The following is a 15,275-nucleotide window of genomic DNA, read 5'->3' as shown; positions in this document are numbered from 1 at the left end:
ACCCCGCCCCACCGGGGGCGGCCCCTTCGTGCGGAAGCGGCCGCCCCCGCCCCCTTGTCCCGGTCAGGCCGGGAGGGGGTGGGGGGTTGGGGGGAGGGTGAGGTGGTGGAGGCGGTGGAGGCGTTCGCGGGTGGTGGGGTCGGCGGGGGCGTAGGTGGTGAGGCGGGGGCCCTGCTGGGGGCCGAGCCAGAGGTGGGTGAAGTCGAAGGCGAGCAGGCCGACGTCGGGGTTGAGGTAGCGCTTGACGTGGCTGTCGGGCTGGACGAGGACCTCGTGCCGCTCCCACATCGCGCAGAACTCGGGCGAGCCCTGCTGGAGGCGCCTGAGCAGGGCCTTCCAGGCGGGGTCGGCGAGGTGCTCGGCCATGGAGGCGCGGAACTTCGCGGCCATCAGCCGGATGTTCTCCTCCCGGTCGAGCATCCGCTCGCGCCACTGCGGGTCGGTGAAGGCCAGCCACATCAGGTTGCGGTCCTCGGGCGGCATCGCGTCGAGGTCGGTGACCAGGCGCCCGTAGGTGCGGTTGTAGGCGATGATGTCGTAGCGGCTGTTGAGGACGACCGCGGGCAGCGGTTCGAGCTGGTCGATCATGGCGCGGACGGTCGTCGACATGCCCGGGCAGTCCAGGTCCGGGTGCGGGTCGGCGGCCCCGGCGAGCGTGAACAGGTGGCGCCGCTCGATCCGGTCCAGCATCAGCGCCCGGGCGATCGCGTCGGCGACCTGCCCGGAGACCTGGATCTCCCGGGCCTGCTCCAGCCACGTGTACCAGGTGACCCCCACCGCGGCGAGCTGCGCGACCTCCTCGCGGCGCAGCCCGGGCGTACGGCGCCGGCGGCCCGGGGGCAGCCCGACCTGCTCCGGGGAGATCCGCTCGCGCCGGCTGCGCAGGAAGGACGCGAGTTCGCGCCGCCGGCTCTCGCCCGCCGCGCCGCCGGGAGCCGTACGATCCCGGATGCCGGGCCCGCTGGATGTCATGCCTCCAGCGTGCCGCACTCCCCAGCCCATTGCCAGGTGGTCCGTATACCTGGATAAACGCTGTCTGGTACCCCCCTGAGCAGCGGTCCATGGTGGAACACGTGACCGATCGCATGGAACCCACCCTCGTGTCCCGGGCCCAGGTGCTGCCCCGGGTCACCCACCTCGGCACCGGAAGGGGCAAGGGCACCACCCCCGCCCCGAACCCGACCACCCCGGCCCCGAACCCGGCCCCGGCCCCGACCACCCCCGGCCTGAGCACCCTGGGCCTGCTGACCGTCCTGCTCGGCGCCGCCCTGCCGATGGTCGACTTCTTCATCGTCAACGTCGCCCTGCCCACCATCGACCACGACCTGCACGCCGGTTCCGCGGTGCTGGAGATGGTGGTCTCCGGCTACGGCGTCGCGTACGCGGTGCTGCTCGTGCTCGGCGGCCGCCTCGGCGACATGTTCGGCCGCCGCAACCTCTTCCTGTGGGGGCTGGCGCTGTTCGCCCTCACCTCGCTGGCCTGCGGGGTCGCCCCCGACGCGTGGACGCTGGTCGGCGCGCGGGTCGCGCAGGGCGCGGCGTCCGCGCTGCTGCTGCCGCAGGCCCTGGCCACCATCCAGTCCGCGACCTCCGGCAGCAGCCGCGGCAAGGCGCTGAGCTACTACGGCGCGACCGCGGGCATCGCCAGCGTGGTCGGGCAGGTGCTGGGCGGCGTCCTGGTCTCCGCGGACATCGCCGGCAGCGGCTGGCGGTCGATCTTCCTGGTGAACGTGCCGGTCGCCGCGGTCGCATTCGTCCTGGCGCTGCGTGCGGTGCCGGAGACGAAGTCGCAGCACCCGGCGCGGATCGACCGGGCCGGCACCGGGCTGCTGGCCCTGACGCTGGTCGCGCTGCTGCTGCCCCTCACCGAGGGCCGCGCGGCCGGCTGGCCGGTGTGGGCGTGGGTGCTGCTGGCGCTGTCGCCGTTCGCCGGGGCCGCGTTCGTGGCGGTGGAGGTGCGCGGGGAGCGCACCGGCGGCAACCCGCTGCTGCCGCCGTCGCTGGTGCGTATCCACAGCGTGCGCAGCGGACTGCTGCTGATCGTGCCGTTCTGCCTGGGCTTCGGCGGCTTCATGTTCGTGCTGGCGGTGGCGATGCAGGACGGGCTGGAGTTCAGCGCGCTCCAGGCGGGCGCGGCGCTGGCCCCGCTGTGTGCGGCGTTCTTCGCCGCCTCCCTGCTCGGGCCGCGCGCGGTGGCGCGCTGGGGGCGGCTGACGGTGACCGGCGGGTCGCTGATCCAGGCGGCGGGCCTGCTGGTCCTGGCCGGCACGTTCTTCTGGGGCTGGCCGCACCTGGGCGTGTGGGCGCTCGCGCCGGGCATGGCGGTGGCCGGCTTCGGGCAGGGCTTCGTGCTGCCGGTGGTCCTGCGGATCGTGCTGAGCGAGGTGCCCGCGGCCCAGGCGGGCGTCGGCAGCGGTGCGATGGCCACCACCCAGCAGTCCGCCCTGGCGCTGGGCGTCGCCACCCTCGGCACGCTCTTCCTGAGCCTGTCGACGTCGTCGGTCGGTATCCAGGACGCCCTGGTGTGGACCCTCCTCGCCCAGCTCGTGGCCGTGGCGGCAACGGTCGCGCTGAGCCTGCGCCTGCCCCGCAAGGTGGTCTGAGCGGGCCGGAGCGAAACAGCGAGGGGGTGCCGGGGCAGTCGCCCCGGCACCCCCTTCGTGGGCGCTCCCCGGTGAGCCCTGCGGTATGAGACCGTGGCGCAGTTGTGTCAGCCATGACCATGACCGGATGGCTGCGGGTACACGACGCGTGTCGTATACACGACAGGGAGTGCTCATGTGGGAAACGGTCGGCATACCGGAGACGGAGGCGCGGGTCTACGAGGCACTGATCTCGCGCGGCAACTCCACCGCCGACGTGCTGTCGAGCCGGGTCAACGTCACCACGTCCACGACGACGCGCGCGCTGTCCAGCCTGATCGACCGCGGTCTGGTGACGCGCACACCCGGCCGCCCGGCCCGCTACTCGGCGGTGGAGCCGTCGCTGGCCGGCTCGGTGCTGATCGCCAAACGCGAGCACGAACTCCGGCTGCTCCAGCAGCACCTGAACAAGCTGGACGAGGCGTTCCACGCCGAGAAGTCCGCACGCCGGCTCGACGCCCGGATCGAGGTGGTCACGGGCGCGCCGCAGATCTGGCGCACCTTCGTACGGGTGCAGCGCCGCGCGCAGCGCGAGATCCGGGCGTTCGACAAGCCGCCGTACTTCGTCGCCGCGGGCGAGCACGGCGACGAGGGCCCCAACCTGGAGGAGCGGCGGTTCCTGGAGGCGGGCACCATCGGCTACCGCGTGGTCTACGACCAGGAGTCGGTGGCGCTGCCCGGGCGGCTGGAGAACATCTGGGAGGGCATCCGGCGCGGCGAACGCGCCAAGGTCGGCACGTCGCTGCCGGTGAAGCTGGTGATGTGCGACGACGCCCTGGCGATCATGAGCTCCGCCGACGACTACCACAACGGCATCGCCTACCTCATCCACCCGTCCTCGCTGCTGGACATGGCGGCGGCCCTCTTCGAGTCCGTGTGGGCCCGCGCGGTGCCGCTGAACCGGTCGGGGCCGAACGGTGTCCAGGAGACGATGGACCCGCGCGACCGGCAGCTGCTCGGGCTGCTGGCCAGCGGCGCCACCGACGAGGTGATCGCCCGCACCTTCGGGTGGAGCATCCGCACGGTGCAGCGGCACATCCACGACCTGATGCAGCACGCGGGCGCGCGGACCCGCTTCCAGCTCGGCATGGAGGCGGCCCGGCGCAGCTGGCTCTAAGGCCGGCCGGCGGCCAACGGTCAGCGGCTCGCGGTCAGCGGTCAGCGGTCAGCAGTCAGCGGCTAGCTGCTCGCGCAGTCGGCGCAGGTCCCGATGATCTCCATGGTGTGGGAGACGTCCACGAACCCGTGGGTGGTCGCGATGGACTCCGCCCACTTCTCGACCGCGGGTCCCTCGACCTCGACGGCCCGGCCGCAGCCGCGGCAGACCAGATGGTGGTGGTGGCCGCCGCCGGAGCAGCGGCGGTAGACGGACTCGCCGTCGCCGGTGCGCAGCACGTCCACCTCGCCGGCGTCGGCCAGCGACTGGAGGGTGCGGTAGACCGTGGTCAGGCCCACCGAGTCGCCGCGGTGCTTCAGCAGGTCGTGCAGGTCCTGGGCGCTGCGGAACTCGTCGACCTCGTCGAGGGCCGCCGCGACCGCGGCGCGCTGTCGGGTGGAGCGGCCGCGCACCGGCTGCTTGGTGCTGTCCACGGGTTGCCTCCTTCTCAGGTCGTCCCGAGGTCGCCGTCCCCGGACCCGGGCCCGGCGGCCCATTGTGCCAGCCCCGGCCGGACCGCCACGGCCCGGACAAGTGGAAACCGTTGTCAAGTATTGCGCGCTCGGCGCCGAAGCGGAGGCCCTCGGCGGCCCGCGCGCCGGAACGGATTTGATATGGGCCCCGCACCCGCCGGTAATCTGGGGCGACCGAACCCCCCGTCGCACTGAAGAGAGCACCGTGGCCGCCGACAAGATCGACACCATCGTCAGCCTGAGCAAGCGCCGTGGCTTCGTTTTCCCGAGCAGTGAGATCTACGGCGGTTCCAAGGCCGCCTGGGACTACGGACCGCTGGGCGTCGAGCTCAAGGAGAACATCAAGCGCCAGTGGTGGCGCGCCATGGTGATTTCGCGTGACGACGTGGTGGGACTCGACTCGTCGGTGATCCTCTCCCCCGAGGTCTGGGTCGCCTCCGGCCACGTGGCCACCTTCTCCGACCCGCTCACCGAGTGCACCTCCTGCCATAAGCGCTTCCGCGCCGACCACCTGGAGGAGGCGTACGAGGCGAAGCACGGCAGGCTGCCCGCGAACGGCCTCGCCGACATCAACTGCCCGCACTGCGGCACCAAGGGCGCTTTCACCGAGCCCAAGCAGTTCTCCGGCATGCTCCAGACCCACCTCGGCCCGACGCAGGACGCCGGCTCGGTGGCGTACCTGCGGCCGGAGACCGCGCAGGGCATCTTCGTGAACTTCGCCCAGGTGCAGACCACCGCCCGCCGCAAGCCGCCGTTCGGCATCGCGCAGATGGGCAAGTCGTTCCGCAACGAGATCACGCCCGGCAACTTCATCTTCCGCACCCGCGAGTTCGAGCAGATGGAGATGGAGTTCTTCGTCAAGCCGGGCGAGGACGAGAAGTGGCACGAGTACTGGATGCAGGAGCGCTGGAACTGGTACACCGGCCTCGGCATCCGCGAGGAGAACATCCGGTGGTACGAGCACCCGAAGGAGAAGCTCTCCCACTACTCCAAGCGCACCGCTGACATCGAGTACCGCTTCCAGTTCGGCGGCCAGGAGTTCAGCGAGCTGGAGGGCGTCGCCAACCGCACGGACTACGACCTGTCGGCGCACGCGAAGGCGTCCGGCCAGGACCTGTCGTACTTCGACCAGGAGGCCGGCGAGCGCTGGTACCCGTACGTGATCGAGCCGGCGGCGGGCGTGAACCGCGCCATGCTCGCGTTCATGCTCGACGCGTACAACGAGGACGAGGCGCCCAACGCCAAGGGCGTCATGGAGAAGCGGACCGTCATGCGGCTCGACCCGCGGCTGGCGCCGGTCAAGGTCGCGGTGCTGCCGCTGTCCCGCAACCCGCAGCTGTCCCCGAAGGCCAAGGGCCTGGCGACCGCGCTCCGCAAGAACTGGAACATCGAGTTCGACGACGCGGGCGCGATCGGCCGCCGCTACCGCCGCCAGGACGAGATCGGCACGCCCTTCTGCGTCACCGTGGACTTCGACACCCTCGATGACAACGCCGTCACGGTGCGCGAGCGCGACACGATGAAGCAGGAGCGCGTCTCCCTCGACCAGGTCGAGTCCTACCTCGGCTCCCGCCTGCTGGGCTGCTGACGCGACTCCGACGCGAGTCCTCGCGCGGAAAGGGGCGCGGGAACCGGCGATCCGGTTCCCGCGCCCCTTTCGCGTCTGTCTTCGGGCGCCGGCGTGTGCCTACGCCTGGGCGGAGCCGAAGCGGCGGTCGCGCCGGGCGTACTCCAGGCAGGCGCGCCACAGGTCGCGGCGGTCGAAGTCCGGCCACAGGACGTCCTGGAAGACCATCTCCGCGTAAGAGCTCTGCCACAGCAGGTAGTTGGAGGTGCGCTGCTCGCCGCTGGGCCGCAGGAAGAGGTCCACGTCGGGCATGTCGGGGTAGTACAGGTACTTCGCGAAGGTCTTCTCGTTGACCCGCCCCGGGTCCAGCCGGCCGGCGGCCACGTCGCGGGCCAGCGCCTGCGCGGCGTCGGCGATCTCGGCGCGGCCCCCGTAGTTCAGGCAGAAGTAGAGCGTCATCGCGGTGTTGCCGACCGTCTGCTCCTGCGCGACCTGGAGCTCCTGCACCACGGACTTCCACATCTTCGGCATCCGCCCGACCCAGCGGATGCGGATGCCCAGCTCGTCCATCTCGTCGCGGCGGCGCCGGATGACGTCGCGGTTGAAGTTCATCAGGAAGCGCACCTCCTCCGGCGAGCGCTTCCAGTTCTCGGTGGAGAAGGCGTACAGCGACAGGTTCTTGACGCCGATCTCCAGGCAGCCCTTGAGCACGTCGAGGACGACCCCCTCACCGACCTTGTGGCCCTCGGTCCGCGGCAGGCCCCGCTCCGTCGCCCAGCGGCCGTTCCCGTCCATCACCACGGCGACGTGCTTGGGGACCAGCTCGCCCGGGATCTTCGGCGGGCGCTCGCCGGAGGGGTGCGGCTCGGGCGCGCTGTAGGTCTTCCGGTGACGGGTGAGAATCCCGCGTCGTGCCATGGTGGTACGTCTCCCGACAGGTCGTGGCAGGTCGTTCGTCGATCATGCGGTGCGGTGCGGTGCGGTGCGGTGCGGCGATCAGGCGGTGCGGTGCGCTGCGGTGCGGCGGGGTACGGCGTGAGCCGCGGCCGCCTCACTTCTCCACGAAGCGCAGCGACCGCAGCCCGCGCTCCAGGTGCCACTGGAGGTAGGCCGCCACCAGCCCGCTGCCCTCGCGGCAGTGGCGCGGCTCACAGGCGTCCGCGGTCTCCCAGTCGCCGCCCAGCAGCGCGCCGAGCAGTTCCAGTGCCTCCCGTGAGGGTACGACGCTTCCGGGCACCCGGCACTCGCCGCAGACGACTCCTCCCGAGCCGACCGAAAAGAACCGGTTCGGCCCGGCCATCCCGCACCGCGCGCAGTCGTCGAAGCTCGGGGCGTAGCCGTTGACCGCGAGCGAGCGCAGCAGGAAGGCGTCCAGCACCAGCCGCGGTTCGTGGGCGCCCGCGGCGAGCGTGCGCAGCGCGCCGACCAGCAGCAGGTACTGCTGCACCGCGGGCTCGCCCTCGTGGTCGGTGAAGCGCTCGGCGGTCTCCAGCATGGCGGTGCCCGCGGTGTAGCGCTCGTAGTCGGTGACGATGGCGCCGCCGTACGGGGCGATGGTCTCGCCTTGCGTGCACAACGGCAGCCCGCGGCCGACGAGTTCGCCGCCCCGGGTGAAGAACTGCACGTCGACGTGGCTGAACGGCTCCAGCCGGGCGCCGAACTTCGACTTGGTGCGGCGCACCCCGCGGGCCACCGCGCGCACCCGGCCGTTCCTGCGGGTCAGCAGGGTGATGATCCGGTCCGCCTCGCCCAGCTTCTGGGTGCGCAGCACGATGCCGTCGTCGCGGAACAGACTCATGCGGACCATTCTCGCCTACCGGGGTCCGCCCCGGGGAAACGGTTCGCCGTGCCGTGACGTGACGTGCCGCAGCGGGCCGCGCCAGGCCGCCGCCGTATCCGGACCGCGGACCACCGCCGTACGCCCCGTACGCGCACGCCGGCGGTCCGGGCCCGGGCGGGGAGGCCGGTCCGGGAGGCGGCCCCTGGCCGGGGCCGGTCAGGCCGCTGTCGCGGCGGCCCGCAGCAGGCGGTCGATGTCGGAGGTGTTGATCGACAGGCAGCGGCCGATCGCCTCCAGCACGTCGCGCTCGGCCGGCCGGTAGGGGCCGTCGGCGAGCGCGATGTGCGCGCCTTCGAGCAGCACCCGCTCGCGGCCCTGGGGTGCGAGGTGGTCGGTGAGCGGCTCCAGCGCCTCGTGCAGCTCGATCGACAGCCAGCTGCCGCAGCCGTCGACGGCCTCGGCGAAGGAGTCCGGGCCGAGTTCGTCGGAGCGGCGGAAGCGGCCCTCGTCGGCGACGATCGCGGCCAGCAGCCCGAGCAGCTGGTCCTCGGTGCAGTCGCTGAAGCCCGCCGCCCGCACCGCGCCGACCGCGGCCTCCCGGGTCGGCTTCGCGTCGGCGCCGCCCGCGGTGAGCACGGCGAGCGCGATGGTGTGCACCGCGTCCCGCAGCATCGCGGAGAAGCGGGTGGTGGTCGGGAAGGCCAGCACCTCGGAGCCGTACTGGCGGTGGCACGCGGTGCACTCGATCACGCTGCCGGCCGAACCCCGCGCGAACAGGGGGACGTTGAAGACCGTCAGCCTGCGGGTGCCGGTTCTGCGGTGGTACGCGCGGTCGCCGCCGCACTCGGGGCAGTAGAACTCGCCGTCGTCCTCGGTGTGCCAGGATGTGCGCACACTCCAGATAGGCCCCAGTTTCATCGCACCCTCCGGCCGTCCTCGTCCCGGTACGCATCCGCAACGGCGCCAACGTGCGCAGCGGCCACGGTGCCGTCGAGCGTGATGTTAGCCACAGTTGGCTACGCCGTCAGTACCGCGTGCGGGGTCAGTTGCTGTCGGCCGGGGGCTTTTCGGCCCTCCCGGGCAGCCCGCCGCGCCCGTTTTCGGGACCTGCCGCGGCGGATGGCCGGCGCCCGGCAGACCTCCCCCCGGTGCGCGAATCACTCACCGGGGGGAAGGTCCGACCCGCGTTGACGGGCGGCCGGGCGTCGACGGGCCGAACGGGCGGTCCCGTTACCGCCCTGCGCGGTTGACGGCCGAGACGACGGCCTTCAGCGAGGCGCGGGTGGTGTTGGCGTCGATGCCGATGCCCCACATCACCCGGCCGTCGATGGCGCACTCGATGTAGGACGCGGCCTGCGCGGACGCGCCCTCGCTGAGGGTGTGCTCGGAGTAGTCCAGCAGCCGGGCGTCCACGCCGACGCCGGCCAGCGCGTCGAAGAACGCCGAGATCGGGCCGTTGCCGCGGCCGGTGAGGGTGGTCGCCTCGCCGTCCACCTCGGCGCCGACGGTCAGTTCGTCGGCGCCGTCGCTGGAGCTGGAGGTCTGGGCGGAGTGCAGCGTGATCCGGCCCCACGCGTTGTCCGGGGTGGGCAGGTACTCGTCCTGGAAGATCGCCCAGATCTGCGCCGGGGTGACCTCGCCGCCCTCGGTGTCGGTCTTGTTCTGGATGATCTTCGAGAACTCGATCTGCATCCGGCGCGGCAGGTCCAGCTTGTGGTCGTTCTTCAGCACGTAGGCGATACCGCCCTTGCCGGACTGCGAGTTGACCCGGATGACGGCCTCGTAGGAGCGGCCGACGTCCTTGGGGTCGATCGGCAGGTAGGGCACCGCCCACTCGATCTCGTCGATGCTCCTGCCCTGGGCGGCGGCGTCGGCCTCCATCGCCTCGAAGCCCTTCTTGATGGCGTCCTGGTGGGAGCCGGAGAAGGACGTGTAGACCAGGTCGCCCGCGTAGGGGTGGCGCGGGTGGATCTCCATCTGGTTGCAGTACTCGGCAGTGCGGCGGATCTCGTCGATCTGCGAGAAGTCGATCTGCGGGTCGATGCCCTGGCTGAAGAGGTTCATGCCCAGCGTGACCAGGTCCACGTTGCCGGTCCGCTCGCCCTGCCCGAACAGGCAGCCCTCGATACGGTCCGCGCCGGCCATCAGCGCCAGTTCGGCGGCGGCCACCGCGGTGCCGCGGTCGTTGTGCGGGTGCACCGACAGGCACACGTACTCCCGCCGGGACAGGTTGCGCGACATCCACTCGAAGCGGTCGGCGTGCGTGGAGGGGGTGGAACGCTCCACCGTGGCGGGCAGGTTGAGGATGATCTCGCGGCCCTCCTCGGGCTGCCAGACGTCCATCACGCCCTCGCAGACCTCCAGCGCGAAGTCCAGCTCGGTGTCGGTGAAGATCTCCGGGCTGTACTGGTAGCCGAAGACGGTGTCGTCGCCGAGGATCTTGTCGGCGTACTCCACCACCAGGCGGGTGCCGTCCACCGCGATCTGCCGTACCTGGTCGCGGCTGCCGCGGAAGACCACCCGCCGGAAGACCGGCGCGGTCGCGTTGTACAGGTGGACGGTGGCCCGGCGGGCGCCGACCAGCGACTGGACGGTCCGCTCGATCAGCTCCTCGCGGGACTGGGTCAGCACGGAGATCGTCACGTCGTCCGGGATCGCGTCCTGCTCGATGATGGAGCGCACGAAGTCGAAGTCGGTCTGGCCGGAGGCGGGGAAGCCCACCTCGATCTCCTTGTAGCCCATGCGCACCAGCAGGTCGAACATCTCCCGCTTGCGGGCCGGCGACATCGGGTCGATCAGCGCCTGGTTGCCGTCGCGCAGGTCGGTGGACAGCCACCGGGGAGCCTTGGTGACGCGGGCGTCCGGCCAGGTGCGGTCGGGGATGTCGACCTGCTCGTACCGCCCGTACTTGTGGATCGGCATCGACGTGGCGCGCTGGGCGACGGTCGCGGCGGTGATGGGCGTGGGGCGGCCGACACGGTTCCGGCTGGGCTGGCTGTTCATCGGGGTGGCTCTCCTCGGGGCTCCGCTCGGGGCGGCCGACGGCTTGGAAACGCCGAAACTCCGCGGGGAGGGGGTCGGCCTACGACTACAGGCCCTCGCCGCGGCAGCTAAGGAGAAGCAGCCCGAAACGCATGGCATCGACAGTAGCCCACGCGCGGACGGAACACGCACCCGATGCGTACTTCCTCTCACCATGCAAGACGATCGGCCGTCCACCGCGGTCCGGCCGAATCCCCCCTTCCCGTGGTGTGGACGGGAATCGAGTGACAGCACGTGCGGTGACTGTCACAGTTCGTCCATGGGAGTTTTCTGCACGATCGTGCCGCCGCACATCCTGGACCGCCTCGCCAGGTCCGACGACGCCGACCTGTCCGGCCCCGCGCGCCACACGCTGGAGCACGACGCCCGGGAGCGCACCCGGCGCCGGCTCAACGCCGCGCTCGGCCCGGCCGGGGCCGCCCGCACCGCCGCCGCCCCGTCCGCACCCTCCGACCAGCCGAAGCGCACCATCCACGACGCCGGCCACAAGGACGACCTGCCCGGCACCGAGGTCCGCGCCGAGGGCGCCCAGCCGTCCAAGGACGCCAGCGTCAACCGCGCGTACGACGGGCTCGGGGACACCTTCGAGACCTACCTCAAGGCGTACGGCCGGCACTCCATCGACGGCCGCGGACTGCCGCTGACCGCCAGCGTGCACTACCTGAAGGGCTACAACAACGCCTTCTGGAACGGCGAGCAGATGGTCTTCGGCGACGGCGACGGCAAGGTCTTCCTCGACTTCACCATCCCCGTCGACGTGATCGGGCACGAACTGACCCACGGCGTCACCCAGTACACCGCCAACCTCGACTACCAGGGCCAGTCCGGCGCTCTCAACGAATCGGTGTCCGACGTCTTCGGCAGCCTGATCAAGCAGTTCACCCTCGGGCAGACCGCCGACCAGGCCGACTGGCTGATCGGCTCCGGGCTGCTCGCCCCCGGCGTGCACGGCGTCGCCCTGCGCTCCATGAAGGCCCCCGGCACCGCCTACGACGACCCGCGCCTGGGCAAGGACCCGCAGCCGGGCACCATGGCCGGATACGTCTCCGGCTCGGACGACAACGGCGGGGTGCACATCAACTCCGGCATCCCCAACCACGCCTTCTACCTCGTCGCTGCCGCGCTCGGCGGCCACGCCTGGGAGCAGGCCGGGCAGATCTGGTACGACACCCTCACCGGCGGCTCGCTCGCCGCCGACACCGACTTCGCGGCGTTCGCCGCGGCCACCGCCGCGGCGGCGAAGGCGCGCTACGGTGAAGGTGCCCAGTACCAGGCGGTCCGCTCCGCGTGGTCCACCGTCGGCGTCACCGACGCCGGCGGCGGCTCGGGCTCCGGCACCGCCGAACTGCCGCGTCAGCAGCCCGGTGAGCAGACCCAGGAGGCGTGACTTCGTGCGTATCGAGGTGGTCCGCTCCGGAGGGTTCGCCGGCATCCCCCGGCGGGCCGCCCTCGACACCGCCGGCCACCCCGGCGCCCCCCGGCTCGAAGCCCTCGCCCGCGCGGCCCTCGCCACCCCCCGCGCCCCCAGCCCCCCGGTCCCCGACGGCTTCACCTACGTCCTCACCATCGACGACCGCACCCTCCACTGCGCCGACCCCGCCCTCACCCCCGCCCAACGCGACCTCATCACCACCGTCCTGAACGAGGGCGCCTAACCCCGCCGCATGTAGGGCGCCCAAGCAGGGGCGCGAGGAACCGCGCGACCAACCACCGCAGACCGCAAGATCCCGTAACTCCGAGCCAGGGCCACCCCGAAGGGCAAAGGGGCGCGAGGAACTGCGCGACCAACCACCCCGAACAGCAAGGTCCCGGGCACCGGGGGACGGGGCACCCCGGAGGGTCCCGCCCACCCGGAAGCGGGGAACCGCGCGGTCAACCACCCCGAACCGCAAGGTCCCGGGCATCCGGGGACGGGGCACCCTGGGGGGTCTCGCCCACCCGGGAGCGGCGCACCGTGAGGAAGACCAACCCCGCTCCCGCCAGCGCGGCCAGCGCACTCGCCAGGAAGATCCGGTCCAACCCCGCGGCGTACGCCGCCCGCACCGTGCCGCGGTGGGAGGTGACCTCCCGCACGCGGGCCGTGAACATCGACCCGAACAACGCGATCCCCAGGCTCATCCCGAGCTGCCGGAAGGTGTTGACGGCGCCGCCGGCCATCCCCGACCGGTGCGCGGGCACCGCGTCGACCGCGGTCGAGACCAGCACGGGCGTGGCCAGCCCGACCCCGGCACCGATGACGGCGAGCCCCGCGAAGAGGGCGGAGGCGTGCGAGCCCGCGGACACGGACTGCCAGAGCACACCCGCTCCGATGCCGATGAGCACCATGCCGACGCCCACCGGCACCGCGGGCGAGAAGCGGTGCGCGTGCCGCCCGGCCGCCGCGGCGACCACGAACGACGCCACCGCCAGCGGCATCAGCGCCAGACCTCCGCGGATCGGGCTGAGGCCGAGCACGTTCTGGAGCCACAGCGAGATGTAGACCAGCGCGCCGAAGGAGCCCGCCTGGAAGAGCACCGCGCTGCCGAGCAGCCCGGAGAAGGTGGGCCGGCGCAGCAGGGACAGGTCCAGCATGGGGTGCGCGGACCGCAGTTCGGCCACCACGAACGCGACCACGGCGACAGCGGCGAGCACGAAGGAGGAGACGGTCAGCGTGTCGGTCCAGCCGTCCTCCCCGCCGCGGATCAGCGCGTACGTCAGCGCGGCCGCGGCCACCGTGAAGGTGAGCGCGCCGGGCAGGTCCAGCCGGCCGGTGCCGCGCCGCCCGACCGGCAGCACCCGCAGGGTCAGCGCGATGGCGACCACCGCGATCGGCAGGTTGACCAGGAAGATCGCCTGCCAGCCCAGCCCCTCGGTGAGCAGCCCGCCGAGCACCGGGCCGAGTGCGGCCGCGGCGCCGTTGACCGCGCCCCACACCCCGAACGCGGTGCCGCGGTCCCGGCCCTGGTAGGACGCGGCGACCAGCGCCGCGGAGGTGGCGAACATCGCGGCCCCGCCGACGCCCTGCACCGCCCGCGCGGTGATCAGCGTCGTCGCGTCGGGCGAGAGCGCGGCCGCCAGCGAGGAGAGCGCGAAGACGCCCAACCCGATGACGTACAGCCGCCGGTGCCCGAACAGGTCGGCGAGCGAACCCGCGGCGAGCAGCAGCGCGGCCAGCGCGAGGGCGTACATGTCCATCACCCACTGGAGGGAGGTGAAGGACGCGTGGAGGTCGGACGCCATGCTCGGCAGGGCGACGTTCACGATGGTGACGTCGACCAGCAGGATGAAGGCGCCCAGGCAGATCGCCACAAGTGGCAGCCACTTGCGCATGGGTGGGACTCCGTTCCGGTGTCGCGGGAAGGACCACCCCACCCTCGGGCACACCCGTTCGCGTCTCCAGCCACACCCGGTGTCGCGGCGTATTCCGACAGAACGTAGCCTGTGGTGGTGGAATCCGACGCCGTCTGGGCCCCGCTGGCCGGACTCGACCTGCTCGACCGGCGGCTGCTGCACGCCCTCCAGATCGACGGGCGCGCGCCCTTCAGCCGGATCGCGCAGGTGCTCGGCGTCTCCGACCAGACCGTGGCGCGCCGCTACGGCCGGCTGCGCGGCGACCGTACGATCCGGGTGCTCGGCCTGACCGACCCGTTCCGGACCGGGCTGACGCCCTGGATGGTGCGGGTGCGCTGCACGCCCGACGCGGCCGCCTCGATCGGCGCGGCGCTGGCCCGGCACGCCGGCACCCGCTGGGTCAACCTCATCTCCGGCGGCACCGAGATCAGTTGCGTGACGCACTCGGCCGCGCCCGGCCACGACGACACGCTGCTGCTCCAGAAGCTGCCGCGCACCCCGCAGGTGGTGCACGTGGCCGCGCACGCGCTGCTGCACATCTTCTTCGGGCGCGACCTCAGCCCGGTCAGCCGCAGCAGCGCGCTCACCCCGCAAGAGGCCGCCGCGCTCGCCCCGGACGACGCGCCCGCCGGCCCGCCGCCCGACGCCGCCGCCGCGCCCGTGCCGCTCGCCCCCGGCGACCACCTGCTGCTCGACGCGCTCGCCCGCGACGGCCGCACGCCCGCCGCCGAACTGGCCGCCGCCACCGGGTGGTCGCTCAGCACCGTACGGCGCCGGCTGTCGGAACTGCGCGCCTGCGGCGCCCTCTACTACGACCTCGACCTCGGTGCCGGGCTGCTCCGCTCCGAACTGCGCGCCGGCCTCTGGCTGGAGGTCGAGCCCGCCCGGCTCGCGGAGGTCGGCGCCGCGCTCGCCGGGCACACCGAGGTGGCGTTCGCCGCCGCGACCACCGGGACCACGAACGTCTACGCGTCGATCAGCTGCAAGGACCCCGAGGCGCTCTACCGCTATCTGACGGGGCCCGTCGCCGCGCTTCCCGGCTTGCGCCGGACCGAGACCGCGCCCATCCACCGTCTCCTCAAGGGGGCCGGCCCTTATCCGGCGTGACCTCCCGCGCCGTGACGGTCCCGTCTCGCCCCCACCTCAGCCCGGTGGCCGGCTGGTCGCGCAGTTCTCCCCCAGAGCTCCGCCTGGGAGGTACCCCCACGCGCCCCTGGGTAACTGCGGCTCGCACCGGCTTGCCCCGGAGGAACCCGGGCATATCCAGGGGCGCGGGGAACTGCGC

General features: G+C 72.4%; 13 protein-coding genes. 6 read left to right on the top strand and 7 right to left on the bottom strand.

Features of this window, described 5'->3' with window-relative positions; genetic code table 11:
- Positions 1-63 precede the first annotated feature (63 nt).
- Positions 64-972: a helix-turn-helix transcriptional regulator gene (locus AC3EVP_RS15655; protein WP_335983380.1), complete on the bottom strand. Its 909-nt coding sequence runs from the start codon at positions 970-972 to the stop codon at positions 64-66.
- Between the two features lie 89 nt (positions 973-1,061).
- Between AC3EVP_RS15655 and AC3EVP_RS15650 the strand changes: the two genes are divergently transcribed.
- Both AC3EVP_RS15650 and AC3EVP_RS15645 read left to right on the top strand, forming a co-directional pair.
- Complete coding sequence (locus tag AC3EVP_RS15650) at positions 1,062-2,603, top strand: MFS transporter (RefSeq protein WP_435130499.1); 1,542 nt, start codon at positions 1,062-1,064, stop codon at positions 2,601-2,603.
- 175 nt (positions 2,604-2,778) lie between these two features.
- The gene (locus tag AC3EVP_RS15645; RefSeq protein ID WP_335983378.1) at positions 2,779-3,759 is read left to right on the top strand and encodes a helix-turn-helix domain-containing protein; all 981 of its coding nucleotides are present in this window, start codon (positions 2,779-2,781) and stop codon (positions 3,757-3,759) included.
- A 62-nt stretch (positions 3,760-3,821) separates the two neighbouring features.
- On the opposite strand, the gene AC3EVP_RS15640 is transcribed toward AC3EVP_RS15645, so the two are convergent.
- On the bottom strand, positions 3,822-4,232 hold the full coding sequence (locus AC3EVP_RS15640; protein WP_335983376.1) for a Fur family transcriptional regulator: 411 nt from the start codon (positions 4,230-4,232) through the stop codon (positions 3,822-3,824).
- Positions 4,233-4,476: 244 nt separating this feature from the next.
- Between AC3EVP_RS15640 and AC3EVP_RS15635 the strand changes: the two genes are divergently transcribed.
- On the top strand, positions 4,477-5,859 hold the full coding sequence (locus tag AC3EVP_RS15635; RefSeq protein WP_335983372.1) for a glycine--tRNA ligase: 1,383 nt from the start codon (positions 4,477-4,479) through the stop codon (positions 5,857-5,859).
- 99 nt (positions 5,860-5,958) lie between these two features.
- On the opposite strand, the gene AC3EVP_RS15630 is transcribed toward AC3EVP_RS15635, so the two are convergent.
- From AC3EVP_RS15630 to leuA, 4 genes are all read right to left on the bottom strand, one after another.
- Positions 5,959-6,756, bottom strand: a complete 798-nt coding sequence (locus AC3EVP_RS15630) for an isoprenyl transferase (protein ID WP_335983368.1) — start codon at positions 6,754-6,756, stop codon at positions 5,959-5,961.
- Between the two features lie 133 nt (positions 6,757-6,889).
- Positions 6,890-7,636 (bottom strand): DNA repair protein RecO, encoded by a 747-nt coding sequence (gene recO, locus AC3EVP_RS15625; RefSeq protein ID WP_335983366.1) that lies wholly within the window; start codon positions 7,634-7,636, stop codon positions 6,890-6,892.
- Between the two features lie 198 nt (positions 7,637-7,834).
- Positions 7,835-8,536: a TerB family tellurite resistance protein gene (locus AC3EVP_RS15620; RefSeq protein WP_335983363.1), complete on the bottom strand. Its 702-nt coding sequence runs from the start codon at positions 8,534-8,536 to the stop codon at positions 7,835-7,837.
- Positions 8,537-8,848: 312 nt separating this feature from the next.
- Positions 8,849-10,621, bottom strand: coding sequence for a 2-isopropylmalate synthase (leuA, locus tag AC3EVP_RS15615; RefSeq protein ID WP_435130495.1), 1,773 nt, complete (start codon positions 10,619-10,621; stop codon positions 8,849-8,851).
- Positions 10,622-10,919: 298 nt separating this feature from the next.
- Here leuA and AC3EVP_RS15610 point away from each other — a divergent pair, with 298 nt between their 5' ends.
- Together AC3EVP_RS15610 and AC3EVP_RS15605 are read left to right on the top strand one after the other, a co-directional pair.
- On the top strand, positions 10,920-12,047 hold the full coding sequence (locus AC3EVP_RS15610) for a M4 family metallopeptidase (RefSeq protein WP_435130493.1): 1,128 nt from the start codon (positions 10,920-10,922) through the stop codon (positions 12,045-12,047).
- 4 nt (positions 12,048-12,051) lie between these two features.
- On the top strand, positions 12,052-12,315 hold the full coding sequence (locus tag AC3EVP_RS15605; protein WP_435130491.1) for a protealysin inhibitor emfourin: 264 nt from the start codon (positions 12,052-12,054) through the stop codon (positions 12,313-12,315).
- Positions 12,316-12,532: 217 nt separating this feature from the next.
- Here the strand turns inward: AC3EVP_RS15605 and AC3EVP_RS15600 are convergent, their stop codons facing one another.
- Entirely contained in the window at positions 12,533-13,969 is a 1,437-nt protein-coding gene (locus AC3EVP_RS15600; RefSeq protein ID WP_435130489.1) for an MFS transporter, read from the bottom strand.
- Between the two features lie 117 nt (positions 13,970-14,086).
- On the opposite strand from AC3EVP_RS15600, the gene AC3EVP_RS15595 reads away from it, so the two are divergent.
- On the top strand, positions 14,087-15,097 hold the full coding sequence (locus AC3EVP_RS15595) for an Lrp/AsnC family transcriptional regulator (protein ID WP_435130487.1): 1,011 nt from the start codon (positions 14,087-14,089) through the stop codon (positions 15,095-15,097).
- Positions 15,098-15,275: the final 178 nt, after the last annotated feature.

The organism is Actinacidiphila sp. bgisy144 (assembly GCF_057708105.1).
This window is presented reverse-complemented; position numbering and strand designations above follow the sequence as displayed.